Origin of the sequence: Paraburkholderia sp. JHI869 (assembly GCF_038900775.1) — a bacterium.
In the GTDB taxonomy this organism is placed as follows: Bacteria; Pseudomonadota; Gammaproteobacteria; order Burkholderiales; family Burkholderiaceae; genus Paraburkholderia.
Map to the genome: position 1 here is coordinate 1 of NZ_JAYMSC010000063.1, position 21,614 is coordinate 21,614.

The 21,614-nt window shown below is 55.6% G+C and carries 15 protein-coding genes and 2 pseudogenes; 5 read left to right on the forward strand and 12 right to left on the reverse strand.

Annotated features, from left to right (window positions below):
* Nucleotides 1-294 precede the first annotated feature (294 nt).
* The gene (locus VSR72_RS43240; protein ID WP_342958299.1) at nucleotides 295-456 is read left to right on the forward strand and encodes a hypothetical protein; all 162 of its coding nucleotides are present in this window, start codon (nucleotides 295-297) and stop codon (nucleotides 454-456) included.
* Between the two features lie 16 nt (nucleotides 457-472).
* On the opposite strand, the gene VSR72_RS43245 is transcribed toward VSR72_RS43240, so the two are convergent.
* From VSR72_RS43245 to VSR72_RS43260, 4 genes and pseudogenes are all read right to left on the reverse strand, one after another.
* Nucleotides 473-916, reverse strand: a complete 444-nt coding sequence (locus VSR72_RS43245) for a MarR family transcriptional regulator (protein ID WP_342958311.1) — start codon at nucleotides 914-916, stop codon at nucleotides 473-475.
* A gap of 307 nt (nucleotides 917-1,223) precedes the next feature.
* Nucleotides 1,224-1,668 (reverse strand): annotated as a pseudogene (locus tag VSR72_RS43250) (thioesterase family protein).
* Complete coding sequence (locus VSR72_RS43255; RefSeq protein WP_342958300.1) at nucleotides 1,665-3,182, reverse strand: indolepyruvate oxidoreductase subunit beta family protein; 1,518 nt, start codon at nucleotides 3,180-3,182, stop codon at nucleotides 1,665-1,667. The pseudogene VSR72_RS43250 and the gene VSR72_RS43255 overlap by 4 nt, the downstream one beginning before the upstream one ends.
* 95 nt (nucleotides 3,183-3,277) lie before the next feature.
* A complete protein-coding gene (locus tag VSR72_RS43260) occupies nucleotides 3,278-5,497 on the reverse strand; it encodes an indolepyruvate ferredoxin oxidoreductase subunit alpha (protein WP_342958301.1) in 2,220 nt (739 codons plus the stop codon).
* 1,135 nt (nucleotides 5,498-6,632) lie between these two features.
* On the opposite strand from VSR72_RS43260, the gene VSR72_RS43265 reads away from it, so the two are divergent.
* Nucleotides 6,633-7,667: an IS630 family transposase gene (locus tag VSR72_RS43265; RefSeq protein WP_342958302.1), complete on the forward strand. Its 1,035-nt coding sequence runs from the start codon at nucleotides 6,633-6,635 to the stop codon at nucleotides 7,665-7,667.
* 104 nt (nucleotides 7,668-7,771) lie between these two features.
* Here the strand turns inward: VSR72_RS43265 and VSR72_RS43270 are convergent, their stop codons facing one another.
* Complete coding sequence (locus VSR72_RS43270; RefSeq protein WP_342958303.1) at nucleotides 7,772-8,791, reverse strand: AraC family transcriptional regulator; 1,020 nt, start codon at nucleotides 8,789-8,791, stop codon at nucleotides 7,772-7,774.
* Between the two features lie 160 nt (nucleotides 8,792-8,951).
* On the opposite strand from VSR72_RS43270, the gene VSR72_RS43275 reads away from it, so the two are divergent.
* On the forward strand, nucleotides 8,952-9,872 hold the full coding sequence (locus VSR72_RS43275) for a LysR family transcriptional regulator (RefSeq protein ID WP_342958304.1): 921 nt from the start codon (nucleotides 8,952-8,954) through the stop codon (nucleotides 9,870-9,872).
* Between the two features lie 251 nt (nucleotides 9,873-10,123).
* Here the strand turns inward: VSR72_RS43275 and VSR72_RS43280 are convergent, their stop codons facing one another.
* From VSR72_RS43280 to VSR72_RS43295, 4 genes are all read right to left on the reverse strand, one after another.
* Nucleotides 10,124-10,903, reverse strand: coding sequence for a sensor histidine kinase (locus tag VSR72_RS43280; protein ID WP_342958305.1), 780 nt, complete (start codon nucleotides 10,901-10,903; stop codon nucleotides 10,124-10,126).
* 631 nt (nucleotides 10,904-11,534) lie between these two features.
* A complete protein-coding gene (locus VSR72_RS43285) occupies nucleotides 11,535-13,115 on the reverse strand; it encodes an NAD(P)/FAD-dependent oxidoreductase (RefSeq protein ID WP_342958312.1) in 1,581 nt (526 codons plus the stop codon).
* Nucleotides 13,116-13,123: 8 nt separating this feature from the next.
* Nucleotides 13,124-13,654, reverse strand: coding sequence for a VOC family protein (locus VSR72_RS43290; RefSeq protein ID WP_342958313.1), 531 nt, complete (start codon nucleotides 13,652-13,654; stop codon nucleotides 13,124-13,126).
* 530 nt (nucleotides 13,655-14,184) lie between these two features.
* Entirely contained in the window at nucleotides 14,185-14,475 is a 291-nt protein-coding gene (locus tag VSR72_RS43295; protein ID WP_342958306.1) for a hypothetical protein, read from the reverse strand.
* Between the two features lie 619 nt (nucleotides 14,476-15,094).
* Here VSR72_RS43295 and VSR72_RS43300 point away from each other — a divergent pair.
* Nucleotides 15,095-15,421: a DUF4148 domain-containing protein gene (locus VSR72_RS43300; RefSeq protein WP_342958307.1), complete on the forward strand. Its 327-nt coding sequence runs from the start codon at nucleotides 15,095-15,097 to the stop codon at nucleotides 15,419-15,421.
* Nucleotides 15,422-15,594: 173 nt separating this feature from the next.
* Here VSR72_RS43300 and VSR72_RS43305 read toward each other — a convergent pair whose 3' ends face one another.
* Both VSR72_RS43305 and VSR72_RS43310 read right to left on the reverse strand, forming a co-directional pair.
* Nucleotides 15,595-17,157, reverse strand: coding sequence for a methyl-accepting chemotaxis protein (locus VSR72_RS43305; protein ID WP_342958308.1), 1,563 nt, complete (start codon nucleotides 17,155-17,157; stop codon nucleotides 15,595-15,597).
* A 1,294-nt stretch (nucleotides 17,158-18,451) separates the two neighbouring features.
* Complete coding sequence (locus VSR72_RS43310; protein WP_342958309.1) at nucleotides 18,452-19,384, reverse strand: N-acyl homoserine lactonase family protein; 933 nt, start codon at nucleotides 19,382-19,384, stop codon at nucleotides 18,452-18,454.
* Nucleotides 19,385-19,698: 314 nt separating this feature from the next.
* Here VSR72_RS43310 and VSR72_RS43315 point away from each other — a divergent pair.
* Nucleotides 19,699-20,738 (forward strand): annotated as a pseudogene (locus VSR72_RS43315) (IS630 family transposase); the annotation flags it as partial.
* Here VSR72_RS43315 and VSR72_RS43320 read toward each other — a convergent pair.
* Nucleotides 20,625-21,485: an IS110 family transposase gene (locus VSR72_RS43320; RefSeq protein ID WP_342958310.1), complete on the reverse strand. Its 861-nt coding sequence runs from the start codon at nucleotides 21,483-21,485 to the stop codon at nucleotides 20,625-20,627. The pseudogene VSR72_RS43315 and the gene VSR72_RS43320 overlap by 114 nt on opposite strands.
* Nucleotides 21,486-21,614 lie beyond the last annotated feature (129 nt).

A 21,614-nucleotide genomic window follows, 5' to 3' on the forward strand; every position in this document is an offset into this window, starting at 1 on the left:
CGCCGGCGTCGACGTTCGGAGGGTGTCACTTCTTCGATAGTGTTCACGTGTCCGCTTATTCGTTAAGTGGACACGATACTCCCAAGAGCTTTACCGATCCTCAAGATGGGTTGCCCGGCCGCTTACTATAGTGGAGCGCCTGATGCGGGCAATTTCGCGCTGGCCAGCCTGACGCGCGCAGCCTCAATGCTTGTGATTGCGCCACGTGTCGCAGAAAGCCCTGCTGCGTTCGAGAGACTAGTTACGCAAGTTCAAAGACTGACACACGTTGATGTTTCAGTTTCCGATACCTGGATGCTTCTCGGCGAGGTCATCGCAGTGCACGTCGAGCGCGCGCTAGTGCGTGGCGGCATCTACGAAGCGACACTTGCACGCCCCATTCTTCGCGGCGGCGGCCCAGCCGACTACTTCGAAGTGCTCGTCGATGAGAAATTCACGATTTATCGGCCCAAATAGGATCATTTCGGCAGTTTCAAGGCCGCGGTCGATGTTGAGAGATTAACTCGCGCAGGATTTCCTTCAGAGCGTTGATTTTGCAGGCACTGAACGGGGCAAGAATCGTCCCCTCATGCTCTTCGGCTAGCTCGATCAATCCCGAGACGAGTCGTCGACCGTCCCGCGTTATTGTGACCAATGTACAGCGCCGATCGTCGGCGCTCGTCGAGCGTTCGACGTGCCCTTGTGCTTCTAATCGCAACAGGAGGCGGGTGACAGTCGGTTGTTTGCTGACTGTCGCTTGAGCCAGCGACGAAATGGTCAATGGATTTTGACTCGCAAGCGTCGACAAGACGCGCCACTCGAGAACGGATAGCCCATGCTGCTCGACGACCGCATGGAATTCAGACGACACAAGATGCCATGCTTGCCCTAGGAGTGCCGGGAGGTAGCGCTCGACGAACGCCCTCGTTTCGTCGATTCCGCGCGCAGCCTCATTTTCTGCGGCGAACTGCGAGGTTTCCAGCCCTTTCTCTGAATCATGAATGACACAACCGGCCCGCTTTTGCATGATCAGAATCCTCCGGAAGGCAATGAACCGAAATCAGACACTGAGGCCTTCAGTACGAGGCGCTTAAGCAGCATATTCGCGGAAGCGACCGCCCACGAGATGACCGGAAGTCCGCAAGGTCGATTTGCCTCAAGAATGCCGATCTCGCTATTAGGAGATAGAGCATTCATTAATATAACTAAATAAATTGATGAGCCGTCTCCGATACAACAAATATTCAAATCCGTCTCCAATACTCAGACGCGGAATCTCGGTTGAGAGCCCGGCGAAGTAAAAATGGAATATCGATAGATCTATGCGAGTCCAGCGACGTTACTACCAAAACTTGAGTCACATTCATACGAGGCACGCCGTCGACTCCGGTGCAAGCCAACGAGAGCGTCAAAGACTTTTCGCCAATGCGCTGCACCTGGATGGTCAAATTAACGTCGTCGCCCATTCGACTGATGGAATGATAATCCGCTTCAAGGTGGACCGTCGGCAGCCCGAAACGCTGCTTTCCGATAAATCCTGCGAAACCATCAGGTAGCAAGCGATCGACCCAACATTCGACCAGGTTGTTAAACATAACGAAGTACTGCGGATAAAACACAATTCCGGCCGGATCGCATTCCGAAAATGCGTATTCGATGCCTCTGGGTAAATTTTTTATGATCTGTCATGCTTTCTTTTCACCGAAAATCGAGTGCTTCTCCATGCACGCGCGGAGCGCATTTCCGTACTCATCCGACAATGCCGCGTTGCGCAACTCACGTAACGTAACAGGTTTCAACGAACCTCCATAACGATCAACAACCTCCATGAGCATTTCATAATTCTTCAAACCGCGAGTGTGCGTATCGCCGTATCCTTTCACGAGCCGCTGACACTCTGCAGCCTCCATCGCCAAGGCGGGCTCAGAGGTGGCGAGCGCGCGAATCCGGGCGAGCCATGTCTCAATCCGCACCGTCTCAAGCGCGTAGCGCAATGTGCCCCGTCGCCAGCGTCGCAATCTCGCCAACAAATACAGTAGCAAGAATCCGCCGAGTGAACTTGTTCGAATGACGCGACCTTCCCGTGCAAATCGGGCGATGAATTGACGGGCTGACCGAGAACTTAACAGCCATCGGCCCAGTGAGGTGGGCAATGTTTCGCCAATCTCCTCGACGCGAGGGTGCATGAATTCGTTGATTTGCAAGAGCTGATCGGGCTTTGCACGCACCTCGCTTCGCACTCGTTCGAAACGGCTACCACGTGTCTTCAGGTCAGCAACGCGGATCGTGTCTTCATACGACATCCACAGCGCAAGATAGCGCGCGGTTTCGCCAAGCAAGCCTGCGTCGTTGCCTCCCGGTGCGGACCGCAACGCCTCAAGTCGATCCAAGTAGAGGGCCGCATATGCCACGTCTTGATAGTCAATCAAGCGACGAATGCCTTCTATGACAAGATCCGTTGCTTCGTGCGGAAACTGACGCGCACGCTCGACCAATGCCGCAACGGCATGATTACCCGGCGACGCGATTCTTGTGACAGGCTTTTCTTCTGCTACAACAAATGAAATTTCCGGCCGGTCACGCATTGCGTGCTTATAACCGCCATCAAATGCGTCGAGACTCAGCTTGATGCCCACGCCGCCGCGTTCGATGGTCGCCTCGAATTGCTCGCGTGAGAAAGGCAGCGCCTCCGCCGCGCAAAGTGCACCGAACAAGACGGCGCTGATCACACTGCCCGCGCGCTCGGCGACCTCCGCCATGTTGAATTGAACGAACCTCTTCGCGGCATGCCGCGCCTCACGCATCAGGATTTCACTATCGACGATGCCATCACCCATCGAAGACTTCTCCGAGATCGAATAGACCCGGTGACTGGACGCGATCAGTGTTGTCCGAGCCGAGGTTACAAGGCCTCGCTGAACAGCGCGGCCCGCCTCCATGAGTTCCGATGCCAAAACGACGTCGACGTCACCTGGCATGGGCATCAAAGCAAGAACCGGCTTTCGAGGCACAGCACTGTCCGCCCCTGGAAATAGTTCAACGTAGTAGATTGTTGCACCTGTTCGTTGAGCAACGCCAGGTACGGATGTGCTTTGAGCGAAATACCCGTTAACCTCGCCCAAGCTGACAATCCAATCGGCGAGCACGCCTCCGCCCTCACCGCCCATGGCGAGAATGGCGATCTTGATCGGCTCAGCAGTCATTCCTCATTTCCTTATCAAGCTAATGTTAACCGATACCCGGATATGTAGATGCACCGCGCCGTTCAATACGGAACGATGCCAGATCCACTTCGCGGTCAGAACGCATAGCGAGAGCGACGCCGCTCGTCAAGACGTTGCAACCAGCCAATCATCACGTTGCGACCGCGTTGCAAAACACGATCCCAGCGGGTCGGATTGCTGACGATTTCCGCGCGATAAAAGGAAGGGCAAAGCACGGCCGCGTGCGAAACCTCTCCGCACAGCCCGCAGCCGACACAACTGTCCATCACGGTAGCGACGGGATCACGGCGCAGCGGATCCGGATTTGGGCGTATCGAGAGGGACGGGCATCCTGACAGACGGATGCACGAATGATCCCCCGTGCAAGTATCAGAATCGACGCCGAAGCGCTCTCGAACGACCCGTTCGCCGTCCGCGATCGCCTTACGCACCTTCGGCTTCTCGCGACGTTGCTTGTTGAGCATGCACTCACTTTGTGCGATCAACACCTTCGGTCCTTTTTCCGTGGTGGTGAGTGCTTCCCGCAAGGTCGCGGTCATCGTCTTAAGGTCGTAAGTTCGCTTAATAGTCCGCACCCACTTCACGCCAACACCCTTGACCGCCTTTTCAATCTCATGTCCGGTGCTGCGGGTTGGATTAGCTGCGCTAGACGAAAGAACGTCTTGGCCGCCGGTCGCCGAGGTGTAACTGTTGTCGACAACGATGGTGAGATTGTCGCTGCGATTGAATACCGAATTCGCCACGCCGCTCGTCAGGCCGTTGTGCCAGAAGCCCCCGTCTCCCATGACTGAGATCGCACGTTTCCCGGTCGGCGCGTTGAGCGCCGCAGCGCTGGCAGCACCGAGGCCGTATCCCATTGTGGTATTACCAAGATTGAACGGCGGCAGGATCGAGAAGAGGTGACAACCAATGTCCGCGCTGATGTGATGCGGTCCAAGTTCCCGCTCTACCAGTTTCATCGCAGTAAAAATCGGCCGTTCAGGGCAACCCGTACAAAAACCAGGCGGGCGCGCATGAACCACTTGCTCGAGGTCATTCTGCCCTTGATCGCGTGTTCCTGGATGATTCACCCCCAATTGTGTTTGGGATTCCGATGTCACTTCGAGCGGCACTGGCACAGGCGGAATCGTTCGACGCGCCGCTCCCTGCTTGGGCTTAGGTACGACAATGGCATACCTCTCCAGAAAGGAGCGCACGCCTGCAAGGACCGTCGCAGTGTTATATTCGCCGGCCATTGGAAGAAGGTCTTTGCCGTGGAGGGCGGTCCCGATATTCAGTTGCCGTAAAATATTTGCTACGTTTTGCTCGACAAAATTAGGCTGCCCTTCCTCTAGAAGGAGAATGGCTCGCTTGCCCTTGCAGAACCGCTCGAATTCTGCATCGACAAGCGGATATGCGACGTTCATCACGTAAAGGGGGATCTTTGAATCTCCGAAAACGTTTGCGAGACCCAACCTCTCAAGCGCTCGAATCAACGTGTTGTAGCTTCCGCCCTGCAACGCGATTCCAACATCGGCGATGCCTTCTGCAAAGAACTCGTTAAGCTGGCGGCCTTGAATAAATTTGATAGCGGCCGGCCAACGGTTCTGTACCTTTTCCTTTTCATGCAGGAAACTCGCTGGCGGAAGAACAATACGACTCAAGTCTCGCCTAGGATTTTCAAGTGCGTCCTTAACGGTAAATTCCGGACGGCGATTTTTCGACGTCACGAATTGCCCATGTACATGGCACGCGCGAATGCGCATCTGCAGCATAACCGGTGTGCTGCTCGCCTCTGACAATTCAAATCCGTCCTTCACCGCTTGCACAATATTTGAAAGGCTAGGACGCGGATCAAGCAGCCACATTTGGGACTTCATCGCGAAAGCATGGCTGCGCTCTTGCATGATCGACGAACCCTCACCATAGTCTTCGCCAACAATGATGAGTGCACCTCCGAGAACGCCTCCGGACGCCAGATTCGCAAGTGCATCTGAAGCAACATTCGTCCCAACCGTCGCTTTAAATGTCACAGCGCCACGAAGCGGGTAATTCACGGAAGCAGCCAACGTTGCTGCTGCTGTGGCCTCACTCGCGCTACTTTCGAAGCGAACGCCGTACTCCTTGAGAATGTCCAGTGCATCGGAAAGCACATCCATTAGATGCGAGATTGGCGCTCCCTGATAGCCCGCAACATAGGCAACGCCGGACTCCAGCAACGCCTTCGTTACAGCAAGGATCCCCTCACCACTAAATAGTTCGCCCGCCCCTAAACGGAGCTTCTCCACCTCCTCTACAAACGATCGCTCAGCCATTGTCTTCCTCAATTGGTCTATGCAGCACAAGTGCTTGATGTGCGCCTACTTTCGGCTGACACGATGATCTCGTCAATACATGATTATTCATGCACTTTTTCTTTCCGCAGAATGTGGATATCCTTTGCGGAAACGGGATATCCCAGACAATTTTGGACCGGGTTCTCCAGCGTATGGGAAATGAGGTTCAAAGTACTGTCGCTAGAGAATGAAAGGGACTTCCCCTCTCGCGGGTGTCGATGAACGTTCGCAACTTCATCTTGGCACATTGATGCCGACTCGCGGCTTCCGCCGCAGCCTCGGGATGGGGAAGTCCCTTTCATTCTCTAACGCATCACAGATCTGACAGAGAGTCGATCGGCTTATCCCGTGCCGTATTTTCATGTCGCACTGCGAACTGCATCGTCAATTAGAACAACTCTCCCGGCCGGGCGAGCAGAAACGTCTCGTCGAAACTGCTGGCCGCTAAACGCCACAACAACAGCGACATGCCGCTTGCTCGCCGTGGCACTATCTTGCCTCGTCACAGGCCAAGGAAATCTATGCCCGCCTCCGGCACTCACAATCAATTCGTCAACGCACGATCGTGTGGACCTCAAACCCGAATTTCCGCTGACCGTAATCGACGAGCAGTATCGACAGCCTGCGAGGATTTAGGCCGCGATCTGCCGTGCCGTACCAAGAAGGTCGCCGCAGCCATCGTGATTGGCCCCGAGAGGACGTCGGGCAAGGTCCGGTTCAGATAGGTTCGCCGGCGCGACTCTGACGAAGCGCTGGACGTGGTGCAGCACTTTCTCTAGAAGACAGCGGGTAGTTGACGCCGTTGGCACAGGTGTTTTAACGTTTGAGCGAAGTTGAAACGAGAGACACTGGCCGGCAAGCGCCCTTTTCAGCACCATAGTACGAGGGCGGCTCGCAGCTTGCGCTGCTCGTCTGCGCGTTCACGAAAACTCGGTTGACCCTATTTGGATGTCGAAATGGCGGAGGCGGCAGTCTCGTCGAAAGGTGATATGAGCGTTTTCGCCGGGATGTGCCAAGCGACGCCTCCACATAACTGGGTCAACAGCGCTACGACTAGCAAAGGCGGTTACTAAGTTTTCCGAAAGTATTGTCACCGTGATGAGACAATACGAGGATGAAATGCAAACGTACATCGGACGGCCGAAAACTCGATCACGCGACGTTGCAGGCGATGCGTCAGCAGGCCGTGAAGGCCATACGCGAAGGGCAAGATGTGGCAAGTGTTGCTGCGGCCTACGGGGTGAACGAACGCAGCGTCTATCGCTGGCTGTCCGACTTCGTCAACGGTGGGCAGAACGCGTTGCTGGCAAAGGCGATTCCGGGTCGGCCGCCTAAAGTCAGCCCCGAGGAAATGCGTTGGTTGGCCCAAGCCGTGCGGGACAATACGCCACTGCAATACAAGTTCGAGTTTGGGCTGTGGACGCTCTCGCTGATTGCAGCGCTCATCGAACGCAAGTTTGGCAAGAAGCTGTCGCTCTCCGGCGTGAGCCGCATCATGAAGTTGTTGGGCTTCACGGCACAGAAGCCGCTGTACCAGGCGTGGCAGCAAGACGCGGCGCTCGTTCGCCAATGGGAGTTCGAGACTTACCCCGCCATCCGGGCCGAAGTTCGAGCGGCTGGAGCGACGATCTACTTTGCCGACGAGTCGGGTCTTCGCTCGGATTACCACACTGGCACGACATGGGCGCCACAGGGCCAAACGCCGGTGGTGGAAACCACGGGCAGACGGTTTTCGCTGAACATGATTTCGGCGGTCAGTCCGCAAGGCGAGTTCCGATTCATGGTGCACGATGGCGCGGTCACTGCGACAGTGTTTCGGGAGTTTCTTGGCCGCCTAATGATCGGCGCGGACAAACCCGTGTTTCTGGTCCTCGACGGCCATCCGGTGCACAAGGCAAGGTTGGTTCAGGATTTCGTAAAGGCCCAGAATGGACGGCTCAAGCTCTTCTATCTTCCGCCGTATTCGCCACATCTGAATCCTGACGAGCAGGTCTGGGCGCATGTAAAGCGCAGCGTCTCGAAACGACTGGCGCAGGACAAGAACGAGATGAAACGACTTGCGCTTGGCGCGCTGCGTCGCATCCAGAAACTGCCTGAACTGGTGAAATCCTTCTTTCGCCAGTCCGAGTGCCAATATGCCGCTATGTGACATTTCTTTCGGAAAGCTTAGTAATTCGGTTGCCCTTCAGGCACAGAAATGTCCGCCCGGAAAAAGAGGGAGACTGCATTGCTTTTCACCGTCGACGGGCCTCATCAGCGCTTTCCGTTCAAGGTGTCTTGCGGACGGACCCCGAAGCGCCGGCGATAGCGCGACGCGAAGTGACCGTAGTGCGAAAAGCCCCACCGAATTGCGACATCCACGAGGCGCATCGTCGCAGGATTCCCAGACTTAAGCTCCGCATGAACGGCCTTCAGGCGCAACTCGCGCAAATACGACATCGGCGTTTGGTCGTGAGTTTGACGAAAGGCGTAGTAGAGCGCTCGCGAGCTTACACCAACGGCACGCGCTATCTCCTCTACCGACACTATCTCTGCGAGACGGTCGCGCATGTAGTCTTCGGCTCGCCTTACGTATGCGGGACGCACTGTGCGGCGTGTGGAGCCCCCTGCGAGATGTTCGGAACAGCTGTTGTCCTGCGCAAACAGAAGCGTATCAATCAACAAGCGCTCGCAACGCTCAGCATATGTTGCCGTGTGCAGCAAGTGCGGAAAAGCGACGCTTCCTTCGAGGATGTAGGAAAGTGCGCCGCACCACGCACGTCCGGCCGCGCTGTTCAGGTCGAGCAACGGATGGAAACGGAGCCCTTTTTCCGGAAGCAGTTCAATATGTTCGACGCAAGCACGCTCGAGTGCACTCTGTTCAATCCGGACAATAATCTGCCTCAGTTCCGACGAAAACTGAAGATGTGTCACCTCCCGCGGCGACAGCACAGCCGCCACATCCGGCGCACCTGTGACTTGGTAGCCACCGCAAGTGTAGCGACCAGCTCCGTGGATTGGCATCTGGATCAGCGTAAAGTCGTTCAACTCACCTGGATCGACCTGAACCTCAACGCCATACTGAAGATAAAAAATCTGAAGATTACCAACCTTGAGCGACTGGAATGTTGAATCCATCACGCGCGGTGCCCCTGAGATCGTCATCTTATGAGGCTTTAGGGCGCGTCCGACCATCTCGATTACGCACTCCGGTTCGACGCGCCCCTTAAATTCAGTATGGAAATGGCTGAACGTTGGCGGCGTAGTGTCGAAAAACTGCGGGCAGTTGCTCATAGTATACTCACCTCGGTGTGGCACGATGTAGTATAAGGACGCCAATCGGATTTTCCGAATCAACCAATATCTGGTGGCAGAATAAGAATTTTTATCGGGGCACTGTCGGCCTGAGCTCAGACATAGCTCAGGCTGTTGACTAGAAATGGAATGACTTCCAATGGACACTGTACGCATCGACCTGAATCTGCTGCGCGTTTTTCATGCAATCCTGGAAGAACGCAACCTGACCGTTGCCGCGAGTCGGCTTGGACTATCACAGCCAGCGGTTAGTTACGCGCTTGGGCGGCTGCGCGCCCTTCTCGAGGATCCGCTGTTTGTCCGTGCCGGGAATGAAATGCAACCGACATCCGCCGCTCAGGAATTGCGCGAGCCCCTGCGTCAGGCGATTGCAGCAGCCGAGCAAACCCTTCAGCTCATGGTCCCCTTCGAACCGTCGACCAGCACGCGGGTCTTCCGCATTTCGATGTCAGATATCGGCGAGCTTGCTTTCCTCCCACCCCTGTGCGCAGCGCTTCAAAAGGAAGCGCCGCACGTCCGGTTGTGCATCCAGTCAGTGCCACCTAGCCAGATTGAAGAATCGCTTCGCATTGGCCGACTGGACCTTGCAATCGGCAATCTTCCCGCTTTGCTTGACCGCACGCCTCATTGCAGGCTTTTCCATGACGACCACGTGTGCATGACGCGCCGCCGCGAAGGGCTACCGGAAGATGTATTGACGCTCGAACAGTATCTTGCTCTACCTCATATCCTCGTCGGTTCCCTCGAAAGCGGGCATTATCAAATCGAGGCACAGTTCCGCGAGAAGCACATCCATCGACTGATAGCGCTGCGCGTCCCACACTTCACCGTTGTCCCCCGTATTCTCGCCAGAACCGACTGGATGGTCACCCTACCACGCGGCGCAATACATCTGCTTAACCCTGATGAAGGATTTGCGGTATATGATCTTCCAGCCGATATGCCAGTGCTTACGGTTACTGTGCACTGGCATGCCGACTTCAAGGACCACGCCGCAAACCAATGGCTCCGCAATCTCATAGTTCGCACTCTGAGTGGTCCGCTTCACGAATCATTATAATTTATCTATTACGGAATTGATTTTCTCGGTGCTTCACCAGGATATCTTTTGGCTTTGGAACGCCGTGAATATCCATTTCCCCTGCTCGCCGAATACCTCTGCGATGATTTTGACAAGAGCGAAATCAGATTGCCGTACTTCGACGACCGTTCACAAAAATTTCTTCGCCGAACTATCTAATTATCATTTTTTCTTCGGAATCGCCGCGTCTTCAACGGCTGTTTTGATGCGGTCTCACGCATCGCAGAATATTAGATATTGTGCCTCAAGCGTACGGCACAACCCTCTCCCGGACGGCTATCTATCTCTAAATCTGCATTGATCAAACGGGCACGCTCGGCCATACCAAGCAACCCATACGACCCGTGATCATCCTTCTTTTTTCGCTCGAAGCCTCGCCCGTTGTCGCTAACAGTCAGCTCGGTATACGTTTCGTGATAAGTCAGTAAAATCCATACAGAGGAAGCATCCGCATGACGTACCGCATTCGTAAGCGCTTCCTGTGCGACTCGAAATATCACAGTGGCTTGCTCATCCGTTAGGCATATTTCACGCCCGACCACATGCAGATTGCAGGAAGACGTGGTACCGCGGCGAATGTCCTCAGCGAGCCACTCTAACGCCGCGGTAAGCCCGAAGCTTAGTGCGGCCGGACGAATACGATTGACCATACTGCGCATCGCCAGCATTGCCCGCTCCACCAGTTCCCGCGCTTCAATAGCCTGCTTCATTGCCTCCGGCAAGCCTGAAAGCTGCCCTACATTCAATGAAACGCTAATTTTCAATGCCGTAAGCAGTTGACCGAGCTCATCGTGCATTTCCATAGCCATGCGCTTGCGCTCGTCCTCACGAATGCGCTCAAACTGCGCCGAAAGTATGCGAAATCGCTCTCGTGTCCTTTGTAGTTCAGCTTCTGCTCGTTCCCGTTGCGCAACCTCAGAGGCAAGCCGATTGCGCTGACGTTTTCGTTGAAGAGACGATTCTAAAAAAACTGTGCGTTGCGCTGACCGATGCTCTATTACGTCATTCATAAGCTGGGTTCGACTAGTGTCACGCGAATGTTATGGCAATGGCCGATTCGCAGGAAATCAAAATGGTGCAACCGCTTTTCGTCATCGAACATCATCGGGGTGAGTGCCGTTGCCTGTGAGACCTGTGAGCGCTCTCTTCTCCCACGGATTTCACGACTCGACGCTGCCTCTTGTGATGCCCACAATGCATCAGTTCGCATAAGATGTGTAAGGCCGCTATCGTTAGCGAAACTTAGAGTTTTCGCGACGGGAATTCCATCGTCTGATGTGTAGTTTGATCCTCCAAAGTTCAACATCGCCGGCGCTTTCCGCCGCTAGACATACGTCCCACCAGCGCGACTCACGGGGTGGAGAATCGATTACATCGGCAACCCGCAATTCAGCCTTCGGAGACTCGTCTTGTCTAGGTCTATAGGCAACATTCCACTCGGGGAATCTGTCTTAGACATGACTACAACACGTGCGAATGCCGTACCGTCCTAAACAGGCTTGCGGCTAATTTGAAAATGCGACGCAGCCTGGCAGATGTGCCGATATTCAATGGCAACGTGATCGGTTTTATTCTCCATATCAGCAAAAACCAGTATTGGTCCCTGCGTTGGCACGGACGCTTCCGCTCGAATTCTTCGGTTTAGCTTAAGCGGTTGGCCACCATCCAGCCGGATGTCCCACCAAGCCCGGGCCCGGGATGGGTCGAGGCGCCAATCTGATACAAATTTCGATACGGCGTCTCGTGTCCGCGACGCCCTTTGACACCCGCGAGCGGCCGCAACCAAAAAAACTGATCCGGAGAGCACGTACCCGAATATGGATCGCCACCGACCAGATTGCAATTGAGCGCCTCAAGATCCATCGGTGAGTATGAACGACGCCCCACAATCTTTGCGGTCAGACCGGGCATAACAGCTTCTAGTCGGCGCTGAACGCGATCGGCGACTCTCTCGCGCACGGACTCGGTCCAACTCCCGTCTGCCGGCACCTCGATTTCACCGAGCGAGTCTCCTCGCAGCCGTGAGGGCATATCCTGCATCTGTATCCAGAGAATTGCTGCTCCGGCCGGTGCACGACTCGGATCGACCACAGTCGGCTGGCCGATCGCGATGGTCGGTTGCGCGGGAATCATGCCGTTGTTTGCCTGTGTCACTGACAGGCAAACGGCTTCCATACTCTCGGTAAGATGCACAAGCGGTACACGCCCAAGTTCCGCGTCGCACCAGTCAGGCGCCGACGACAGGGCAAAATGGATCTGCATATCGCCGCGCCCAAAATGGTACGCTTCAGCACGCTCGCGCCACAGGCCAGGAGCGGAAGGCACCAAACGTCCATAAAGTTGCTTCGGTGTGACGTTGCACACAACTGCTTGGCGGGCTTGCCACCTTTGTCCTCCAGCGATTACGGCGACTGCACGGTCTCGATCCAGAATTACCCGTTCAACGTCTGTATTAGTCACAAAAGTGCTGCCGTTGCGCTCAATGGTCGTGCGAAATGCTTTGACGATATTCGCGCTCCCGCCCTTGACAACGGGCATCCCGCCCGCAATCACTGCTGCAAAGGTTAGCTTGCCAATCAGCGCGGAGCACGCATCGTCAGGACCAAGTCCTGTATGCAATGCCCAGGGCGCAACGGCCGCGCGGGCGAGATCCGAGCCAAACGTCCGATTTCCCCATCGTCGAAAGCTCTCGAGCGCACCACCAACAAAGGCAGCAAGGCCATCGGTTCCGCGGCGTCGCCACTCACGCCACAGCAGTTTGGCCATGCTCCATCCGTACGGGTTCTCCCCCAATAATCCAAAGGTTAGTCCCCGATCTTCACCGAACAGACGCCCCACCATTGCGCCGAAAGCCGCTCCATCTCCCATACAAGCGGCATCAAGCCTGCCTACCGTGTCGCCCACATCTTTCCGAAACGCCATCGCCCGTCCATCCGGCGTCACGATCCCGGTTGCGTAATCGCATTCCGCGAATGCCAGCCCTGCCGACTCAAGGTCATCCTTGAGTACAGAATATGCCGGACTTCCGACGAACAATGGGTACCATGACGACAACACATCATGGATATAGCCGGGAAATAGCTCCTGACTTCGTATGCAACCTCCCAATTCAGGGCCGCGCTCGATCACGGTGACCTGCTTGCCGCGCTTTGATAAGATTGCCGCGCATACCAGCGAATTTATACCGCTACCTACGATGACGACGTCGCTCTCTTCCCGCATTTGCTTGTTCACTGATTCTCGCCCCCCGAATGTGCACATAGAGGGGTATCTGTTTCGTCCATGAAACGCAGACGATCATATTCGACCAGCTCCAACTGATTGCCAAAAGGATCCAGGAAGTAATTCACTCGCAGCCCTGCGCACGGCCCACTGTCGATGGCGATTGGGCCAGCCATCACTTGAATTCCGCGCCCCCTCAAGAATGTCAGTGCGTCGTCGAGGTTCTTGACCTTTAGTGCAATATGACTCGCGCCCATGTCACAGTTACGTGGCAGCGTTTGAACTGTATCAACCGGCCGCTCGTACCGGAACAACTCGAGCATGAGGTTCTTACCAAGGGCCATCATCACGAAGTTCAATCGCGCTCCGGCTATGTTCAGATGCGCCTGCGTCCAGTCACAACCGTCCTGCATCTCAGGCAGCTCTTCAGCATCGAAAGGGCCCATCCGGTAGAGCTCCGTCGCACCCGACACATCGCGATAGAATCGAACCGCTTCATCAATGTCGGGAACCGTCAGTGCAACGTGATCCACGTGCATTACGCCCGGTGAGCTATTAGATGTCACTACGAGTCTCTCGTTTCGTGATGTAAACGCGACAACAATCGCGTTGCCCAGTCGAAGACCTTCATCCGCTGACCGTAAACTCGGCGCGGCTCCGCGGCAACGCAGATTCGGAGCGGCTGGTACGCGCCGATCCGCCCTCGTCAAACGTAGCATCGTGTGCGCGCACCTCCCGTGGGCCTCGTTCAAGCGTCGTGCGGGCCCCACCACGTTTGTTCACCCGTATCGTGGAGGCCTACGATTTTTTTGGCTATCCAGATCAGGAAGCAGACATCCCTGTAGTGAAAAATGGCGGATGTGCGGCTGTCGACGGACAGTCGTCCGACGCTAGCCTAGCGACGAGCGGCACGGCAGATCAACATGCCGCCAGCTCGCCGCTCTGCGAAAATTGTACACACGCCGACGCTTCTATTCATCCTGCAGGAATCTCGCCGGGCTAGATTCAGCGTGCTGGGCAGCTATGAAGATCGGCGCTCCTGCGCGACGGAGACTGATTCGCTTCCCTCCTATGCGGCATACAATCGCGGTGACATCGCAAGTCTGTTCTCTTCCTGGGGGAGGACGCTCCAATTGCCGTCGTCATGCAAGAAGAAGTACATTGCGGCCCGATCTCGCCGGCTAGGCACCTCAATACGGACAAATCGCTTTTGCCTTGCACCTGTCCTGGCGCCCTCAGCCACCCGTAAGTGAACCGGGCACTCGACGCCGAGCCATTTTTCAATCAGCGCCCGCAATCCATCAATGACTGCATCGGTACCGCCCATCCCCACCTCAACCACCACATCAACCGCATTCATTGCAAACTCCGCTGCGAGCCAAAGATCCAAGTCCGGATGGCATCGTCACTTTCAAGCTCGCCCGCTTATCGATGCCCTGACTTAAAAATAGAAGCATGACGATAAAGACGTTAGCCCAAGGCAGCAGTGGCTGTCCCTTGACTGCAACCAACTGTGGCGCGATGCACAATCCGCTGTGAACTGCGATGCGCCCGCCCCGTATGCAAGGCTACGACTAACGCAGCCGGAAACCCTCGACGGAAGCGTAAGTTTTAAAATGTTCGCTAACCATTGTGCCGTGAGATGATTCTCGCAGCGGCGAGGCGTCGATGACGCTTCGAGGCAATGGGGCAACGCGCGAACGAACGGCAAGGCACTACGCCAAACATCCCAAGCCTAAGACGCCTTCAATGGGTATCGCGACCGGAACGCGTGGCGGCTGCTCACTCATAGGAGCTCAGTATTGCGATACGTGATTTTAGAGACCGGTTAATCGCGCCCCGAGATCATTGTTGCAGTCCACTTAACATAGTTTCATAGGTCAAGGGATTTCCCTACACGGTCTGCCTCGTTAGACTTGCCCCATCGCTGACGAACACGACGTTCGTAGCACCGGAATAACAAGTTCTCGGAGGTTTCAATGAAAGCGCTGCTTTCCGCAATGATTCTTGCTGCCACTGTAGGCGCTCCCGCCGCATCGTTTGCTCAATCCAACCAACAGCCTGCCACACGCGCTGAAGTTCGAGCCGAACTCGTCCGGCTTGAAAAGGGAGGATGCAATCCGGCGTCCGATCGTCAGAACTATCCAAGCAACATCCAGGTAGCCGAAGCGTGCGGTCGTTCGCAGCGCGAGCATGCCGTTGCGCAAGCGGAACTGGGCGGTTATGGCGGCGCCCAGACTGACGGGACCTCACAAGCCTCGAGCCGTTCAACAGTCGACGAAAAGCGCGCGCCTTTCGCAAACTAAGCGTAGCCAGCGAGGTGGCGCACGCCCAATGGCGGATATTTCTATCTGTCACTAGGCGGACCAAACCAGCGCCGGCCATGATTCCGCTAGCCGGCGTTTCGTCGTACAAACAGGAAACCACCCGGCACGCGAAATGCGATCGTCGCGCGACCAACGACCAAGCTGTGCGGTGTTCATCCAACTGTCTTGAAGACCGACACGGCATCTTTCAGGTTCCGAGCCTGCTCATCAAGCGACATAGAGGCCGCCGCCGCTTGCTCCACTAGCGCCGCGTTCTGCTGGGTCATTTCGTCCATCTGAGAGACAGCCTGGTGAACCTGTTCAATACCGCGACTCTGTTCCTCCGACGAAGCGGCAATTTCGCCCATGATGTCCGAGACCCGCTTGATGGCCTGCTTCACTTCACCCATCGTCGTCCCGACCTCCCCCGCCTGCTTTGCCCCACCCTGAATCATCGCAACCGATGAGGCGATCAGTTCCTTGATCTCCTTCGCGGCTGCGGCGGAGCGCTGGGCTAGGGCACGAACTTCGCTCGCCACCACGGCAAACCCACGCCCCTGCTCCCCGGCGCGCGCAGCCTCCACGGCTGCGTTAAGCGCAAGAATATTCGTCTGAAAGGCGATGCCCTCGATCAGGTTGGTAATCTCCGAAATCTTGGTTGAACTACCGCTGATATCGCCTATCGTGCGCACCATTTCCTGTACCGACTCGTTACCCGCATCGGCTATCCCCGTGGCGTGGGCGGCAAGCACATTGGCCTCCCGGGCGTTATCGGCGTTTTGCTTAACCGTCTCCGTCAACTGCGTCATGCTCGCCGCCGTTTCCTCCAGGGACGCCGCCTGCTCCTCAGTGCGGGCCGACAATTCGCTGTTCCCTTGTGCGATCTCTCGACTCGCGACGGTCACAGTTTCCGCGTGATGGCGAACGCTCTCGACTACCTTCCGCAATCCGCTTTGCATCTCGCTCATGGCGACTATCAGGCTGCCAGGTGGAGCACCTTCAACCGGCAGTGAGCGTGAAAGGTCACCTTGCGCAACAACAAAGGCCGCGTCACGCGCGACCACAGGCTCCGCACCCAGATCGCGCCGGAGGCTGCGTGCCAGCGCAATGCCGATCCACGCAATCAGGAGCGTGATAAGCCCAAGCGCTACCAGCGACGTTATCTTGGACTGACCGTAGTCCGCCTCACTACGCACTCTCAGTTCTGCGTTCTTCCCCGTCTGGAATTCAATGAAGCGGGTGATCGCGTCTTGCAGCGCCTGCATCGACGGCCCCGTCCTGCTGACATACCACTGCCCCGCCTCCTCACGCTGACCTTTCTGTGCCAGGGCGACGAACTGGTCAACGTCAGCGACCACCCGCTGGTCGTGCGTCTCAAAGATGGCATCCACAAGAGCCGTGGTATCGCCCGAATTACGGCTCATTTTGACAAGCTTCTCGCGGTCGTTCATAAATCTTTGCTTGGCTTCAGAGATTCGCTTGGAAAGATCGTCAACCGCACTCTTGTCGCTAACCAGCAACGTGGTTTTTATAGAATCCACGCCGTTCGAAACCTGGCGCGACATATCTTGTGCGAGATACATTTTCACGTTGCCGTCGTCTACGATCTCGGAAATGCGGGCATTCAACTTCCCGAGTTGCCATAGCGATAGAAATCCACCTATCACGAATAGCAGCAACAAGGTCCCGAATGCGAGCGCCAGGCGCGTCGATATTTTAAATCCAACTTTTTTCATCACGCTCTTCCAGTCTGTGTATTTTCCGAAGCATCGTCGATGCTTCCTGCAATATGCCGTCGATCTACTTGTGCTCGACCACCGCGCGTCCATCCAGCGTGAAACACCCCTCCGTCACCGACGTAAAGCGCAAGTGCGAACGTCAATTCATGACGTTTAACGGGCATCCAACCTGTTTATTGCAGCCCATCCCTGCAACTCCCATCCGATATCTGCATCTATCTGCGCTAAGTTCAGGCAGCGGCAAACCGCCACCGGGAAGAATCCGCGTCAGGCGTGGCGAAACAGCGCGAGCGCGTTGAATCTTCTGTTTTGGCGAGCGGCGCACGAAGACCTTTTTGCAAAGCACGAAACCTGATAGCTTCAGGCTTGGAAGCACGAATCGCATATATTCTGACCGATATTATGAACAGGCAATTTTTCAGAGATGGCGTTTCAAGATACTATTAGTATAATCGTGCAATTCGTAAAATCCGAGTTTTAATAGTTTTGATTTTTATATATTGTCCCACGAGAAACAATTTATCCGCCCCGGCTATCGAGCGACAACTCGACATCGATTTATAAATTGATATCGGAAACGTGAATGTTTATATTTATTTACTATCTACGCTTCGCTTTCTCAAAACGGAAACTCATAGTCAGTGCCACTGGGAGAATGATTGTCCATCCAGTCATAGTATTTTCCCGCCCCCGTCCATGATAGCGTGACATTTGAGACCCGAAGCCCTCGTGGTGAGATCAGCAAGGGGGGATTGCTGATCTCTCTGTCGGTCGACAGCACGGTTCTTTCCTTTGCCGTCTGCGTCACGGCCCCTCCTGCTTCGACGGTTACGGAATTCAAATTATCATGCGTCACGGCGATAACCTTTACATGTGGAGCCGCCTTGCAGGCCTAGACAGGAAATCGCTCATGGCCAGACGTTTGTGCTTGGATCGACATTGCGCGCATCGCCTTTGGCATCTTGAGGAGTCAGTTCACGGACTTCCGTGCCCGGTCGACGTCATTTCCTTTGCATGGGAGCGAGACTTCGTAGCGTCCTTGAAGGGGACCGCTTCCGACAACTAACGCTAGCCTGATTCGCCTTCCGGCCACGCACCTATCTCTAATTCGCGAGTTGCCTTCTTCGCAGATCCGCTGATCATCCGCTCCGAGGCAAAAACCAGGACGAAGATTTTTGTCGAGGCTGGCCCACCGCCATCTCCCGCAATTTGCCTAGGCGCTCTGCCCTATGGGCCGGCAGAGCGCCTGAAGGAAGGCTACGATCCGCGCACTCCTCCTACTCCATGAAAATCATGTGTGGATGATCTTCTGACCTGAGACATCCGGACGTCGCGAAGGATCGCCATCTTTAAGATTGACTTCAGCGACCTGGTTACCATTTGATGTTGTCCACGACATATGCCGACTCCATACTTGCGGATCGTGGCCCGGAATAACGCGGTCTGTTTTCTGCTTTACGAGTTCGCGCATCTCGCGGTATGCGCGAATTTGGTTAAACGCGTTGCCCTGATGGTACCCAGGCGGCCACATGCGTTCAATGTTCGAGTACCAGTAGACAATGTCGCCTGCGACTGCGAAAGGTCCATTGCGGGTGCCGACCTCGAACCATTGTGAACCAAACGTATGGCTGTCCTTGGCGAGGCGCGCCGTCACCCCGGGGAGGACTTCCTCATCACCGCGGATGAATTTAATACGACCTTCGGATACGCCTTGTGCCGCCCGCATAAGATCCATTGGATCGAAGGAGGAAAATACCCATGCTTTCTCTTCTTCCGTTTCATGCTGATGAGCTGCACAGACCGCTTCGGACCAACCTAGATACTCATCGAGCTGAACATAAAGCTTTGCATTAGGGAATGCTTCAAAGTTCCCCATATGGTCAAAGTGCATATGCGTTACGAGGATCGTATCGACATCCTCAGGCTTGAAACCGATGCGCCCCAGGACATCGCTCGGCTCTTCCCAGCTGGAAAATGGATAGCGCGTAAGCCAATGGTCATTCCGGAACCCACAATCCACAAGCGCAATGTGCTGCTTACCGCCGACCTCGCCGCCAACTAGAAGAGTGTAGATCATCGGAATTCGGATCGTCCCAGCGTTGCTGAAGATGCCGGCGCCGCCAAAGAAGTCCTGTGGCATGTCCGCTTGACAATACGCAAGCGCCCAGATCGAGTAATCCGTGTCGCGGACAGGCTTCACTCCAATAATAGATGAGCTACTCATTTTAAGTCTCCTAACATACCTGAATGGATTTAATAATTTTGAGCTCCAACGGCGTCGAACGGCGAGAATATGTCTCGGAGCATATTCTTATGTATATATTTAATTTCTCTCTCGATCAAAATTTCGATCGACGCCCGCCCTCCTCACAACGAAATACGTACACGTACTTTGTTGTGGAATCCTAGGTTCGCTGTCGCCGTCCTGTCAAGCCCTGTGAGCGCTCGAGGTCGTAGGACAAACCCTCCACTTACTCATAGGTCAGTAAGTTAGGGAACAAATTCGGAGAATGCCGATCTATCGTGTCGTGTCACTCGATGGAGCAGCCGACCGTGAAACGAGACGGGAGAAGTCTGGCGCACAACATCCTCGAAGAGATGCGCATGCTCGCGCTCGAGCGGATGAATGAAGGCGAACATCCTGATGCGGTTTCGGCGTCGTTTGGGATGCATCGTTCGTGGGCATACAAACTGCGAGCGAAGGCCCGGGGGCGAGGACGAGGTGTGCGCGCATTGCGCTCGACCCAGGCGACAGGCCGCCCGCGCAAGCTCACTACCGCCCAAGAGCAGCAGGTGCTGCGCTGGATCAATGGCAAGAACCCAATGCAGTACGGCTTTGACTTCGGGCTTTGGACTCGCAATCTGGTACGCGAACTGGTACAGCGTAAATTCGGTATCACGCTGAGCCTGGCCTCGATCGTCACAATGCTGGCGCGTCTGAACCTGACGCCGCAAAAGCCTCTGCAGCGCGCTTACCAGCGCGATCCAGAGGCAATCGAGCGCTGGCAAGACGACACGTATCCATCTATCGCCAGACGGGCTCGTGAGCAGAAGGCGGACCTCTTCTTCTGGGACGAATCGGGCTTTCGGGCCGACTCGGTACATGGCACGACCTGGGCGCCACGCGGCGAGACACCCATCGTAGAGCGCCGCGGTCAACGGCAGAGTATGAGCGCGGCGTCCGCCGTCAACTCGAAGGGCGCCTTCTGGTTTGCGACGTACGAAGGGGGACTCAGCGGCGAACTGTTCGTCGCGCTGCTCAAGAAATTGATGTTCAATCGGAAGAGGCCGGTTCATCTGATTCTCGACGGACTGCCTGCACACAAAAAGCTGTCGTGAAGGACTACGTTGCCAGCACCAACGGCAAACTGACCCTGCACTTTCTGCCCGGCTATGCGCCGGACCTCAACCCGGATGAGTTGGTGTGGAGCCACGTGAAGCGCACAGGCGTCGCGCGAAATCCCTTACGCAAAGGCGAAAAGCTCGGCCCGAAGGTTCACGAGCAACTCGCACAGGTTCAGCAAAACCCGGAGCTCGTGCGCTCGTTTTTCAGGCATCCATCTGTCGCCTATATTTCTGACCTGGGTCGCCACGAGCGGTCCGATCCCCGGTATCGTGGCAAGGCGCTGGCAGCTTTCGTTGCGTTTGAATATGTTGGCAATCTCAGACGCAAGCTCGTCGATCCAACGCTGTAACGCTGCCAACTGTTCAAGGTACATCGAACCAAGCCGGCGAAGCAGAATGGTGATGCGAGCGTCGGCATCGCTAATTAGAGCGACGATACCTTGCCTTAACTGGGCGATGCCTATCGGGAAGATGAACCCCTCTTCGGCGAACATGCTCCGTATCTGGTTTGACTTCGCTGTTCGCTCATGAACGAGCCGCTCACGCATACGATGAACCGATTGCAATGATTGCTGCTCGGCGCTCTTGATCGGTACCGGATGAATGCCGGGCCGTGACACCGCAGCGCAGATGGCCGAAGCGTCGTTCGCATCGTTCTTGCCGCCAACTACAAAGGGCTTCACATATTGCGTCGGCAGCAGGCGTACGGTGTGCCCCTGTGAGGTAAGTTGACGAGCCCAGAAGTGTGAGCCGTGACACGCTTCGATACCAATCAGACTCGGTTCCAGCTTCGAGAAGAACTTCAACACATCTGCTCGGCGCAGCTTCCGTTGTAGAACAGCTCTGCCGCCGCGATCGACGCCATAAACCTGGAACACGTTCTTCGCAATATCAAGACCAATGGTTAGCGCAGGCATCTCGAATCTCCCGAAAGTGGCAACGGAAGTGTGCGCCCCGAAGGGGGCGAGAGTCCATGCCATCAGCCTTGCGGTGCAGGTCCAGGGGGCCTGCGGGCCTTGATGGAATCTGCTGGGAACGTCCCCATCTCCCACGCCGGGCTGTGAGCCGCATGGACGTCATCGGGTTTGGGTTCCCACGGAACGATCTCG

Excerpts from the sequence above, each read along its gene's own strand:
- VSR72_RS43255 (WP_342958300.1), bottom strand. The coding sequence starts at position 3,182 with ATGACTGCTGAGCCGATCAAGATCGCCATTCTCGCCATGGGCGGTGAG.
- VSR72_RS43265 (WP_342958302.1), top strand. The coding sequence starts at position 6,633 with ATGAAATGCAAACGTACATCGGACGGCCGAAAACTCGATCACGCGACG.
- VSR72_RS43270 (WP_342958303.1), bottom strand. The coding sequence starts at position 8,791 with ATGAGCAACTGCCCGCAGTTTTTCGACACTACGCCGCCAACGTTCAGC.
- VSR72_RS43320 (WP_342958310.1), bottom strand. The coding sequence starts at position 21,485 with ATGGCATGGACTCTCGCCCCCTTCGGGGCGCACACTTCCGTTGCCACT.
- VSR72_RS43290 (WP_342958313.1), bottom strand. The coding sequence starts at position 13,654 with ATGCACGTGGATCACGTTGCACTGACGGTTCCCGACATTGATGAAGCG.
- VSR72_RS43310 (WP_342958309.1), bottom strand. The coding sequence starts at position 19,384 with ATGAGTAGCTCATCTATTATTGGAGTGAAGCCTGTCCGCGACACGGAT.
- VSR72_RS43275 (WP_342958304.1), top strand. The coding sequence starts at position 8,952 with ATGGACACTGTACGCATCGACCTGAATCTGCTGCGCGTTTTTCATGCA.
- VSR72_RS43240 (WP_342958299.1), top strand. The coding sequence starts at position 295 with ATGCTTCTCGGCGAGGTCATCGCAGTGCACGTCGAGCGCGCGCTAGTG.
- VSR72_RS43295 (WP_342958306.1), bottom strand. The coding sequence starts at position 14,475 with ATGAATGCGGTTGATGTGGTGGTTGAGGTGGGGATGGGCGGTACCGAT.
- VSR72_RS43300 (WP_342958307.1), top strand. The coding sequence starts at position 15,095 with ATGAAAGCGCTGCTTTCCGCAATGATTCTTGCTGCCACTGTAGGCGCT.
- VSR72_RS43285 (WP_342958312.1), bottom strand. The coding sequence starts at position 13,115 with ATGCGGGAAGAGAGCGACGTCGTCATCGTAGGTAGCGGTATAAATTCG.
- VSR72_RS43305 (WP_342958308.1), bottom strand. The coding sequence starts at position 17,157 with ATGAAAAAAGTTGGATTTAAAATATCGACGCGCCTGGCGCTCGCATTC.
- VSR72_RS43260 (WP_342958301.1), bottom strand. The coding sequence starts at position 5,497 with ATGGCTGAGCGATCGTTTGTAGAGGAGGTGGAGAAGCTCCGTTTAGGG.
- VSR72_RS43280 (WP_342958305.1), bottom strand. The coding sequence starts at position 10,903 with ATGAATGACGTAATAGAGCATCGGTCAGCGCAACGCACAGTTTTTTTA.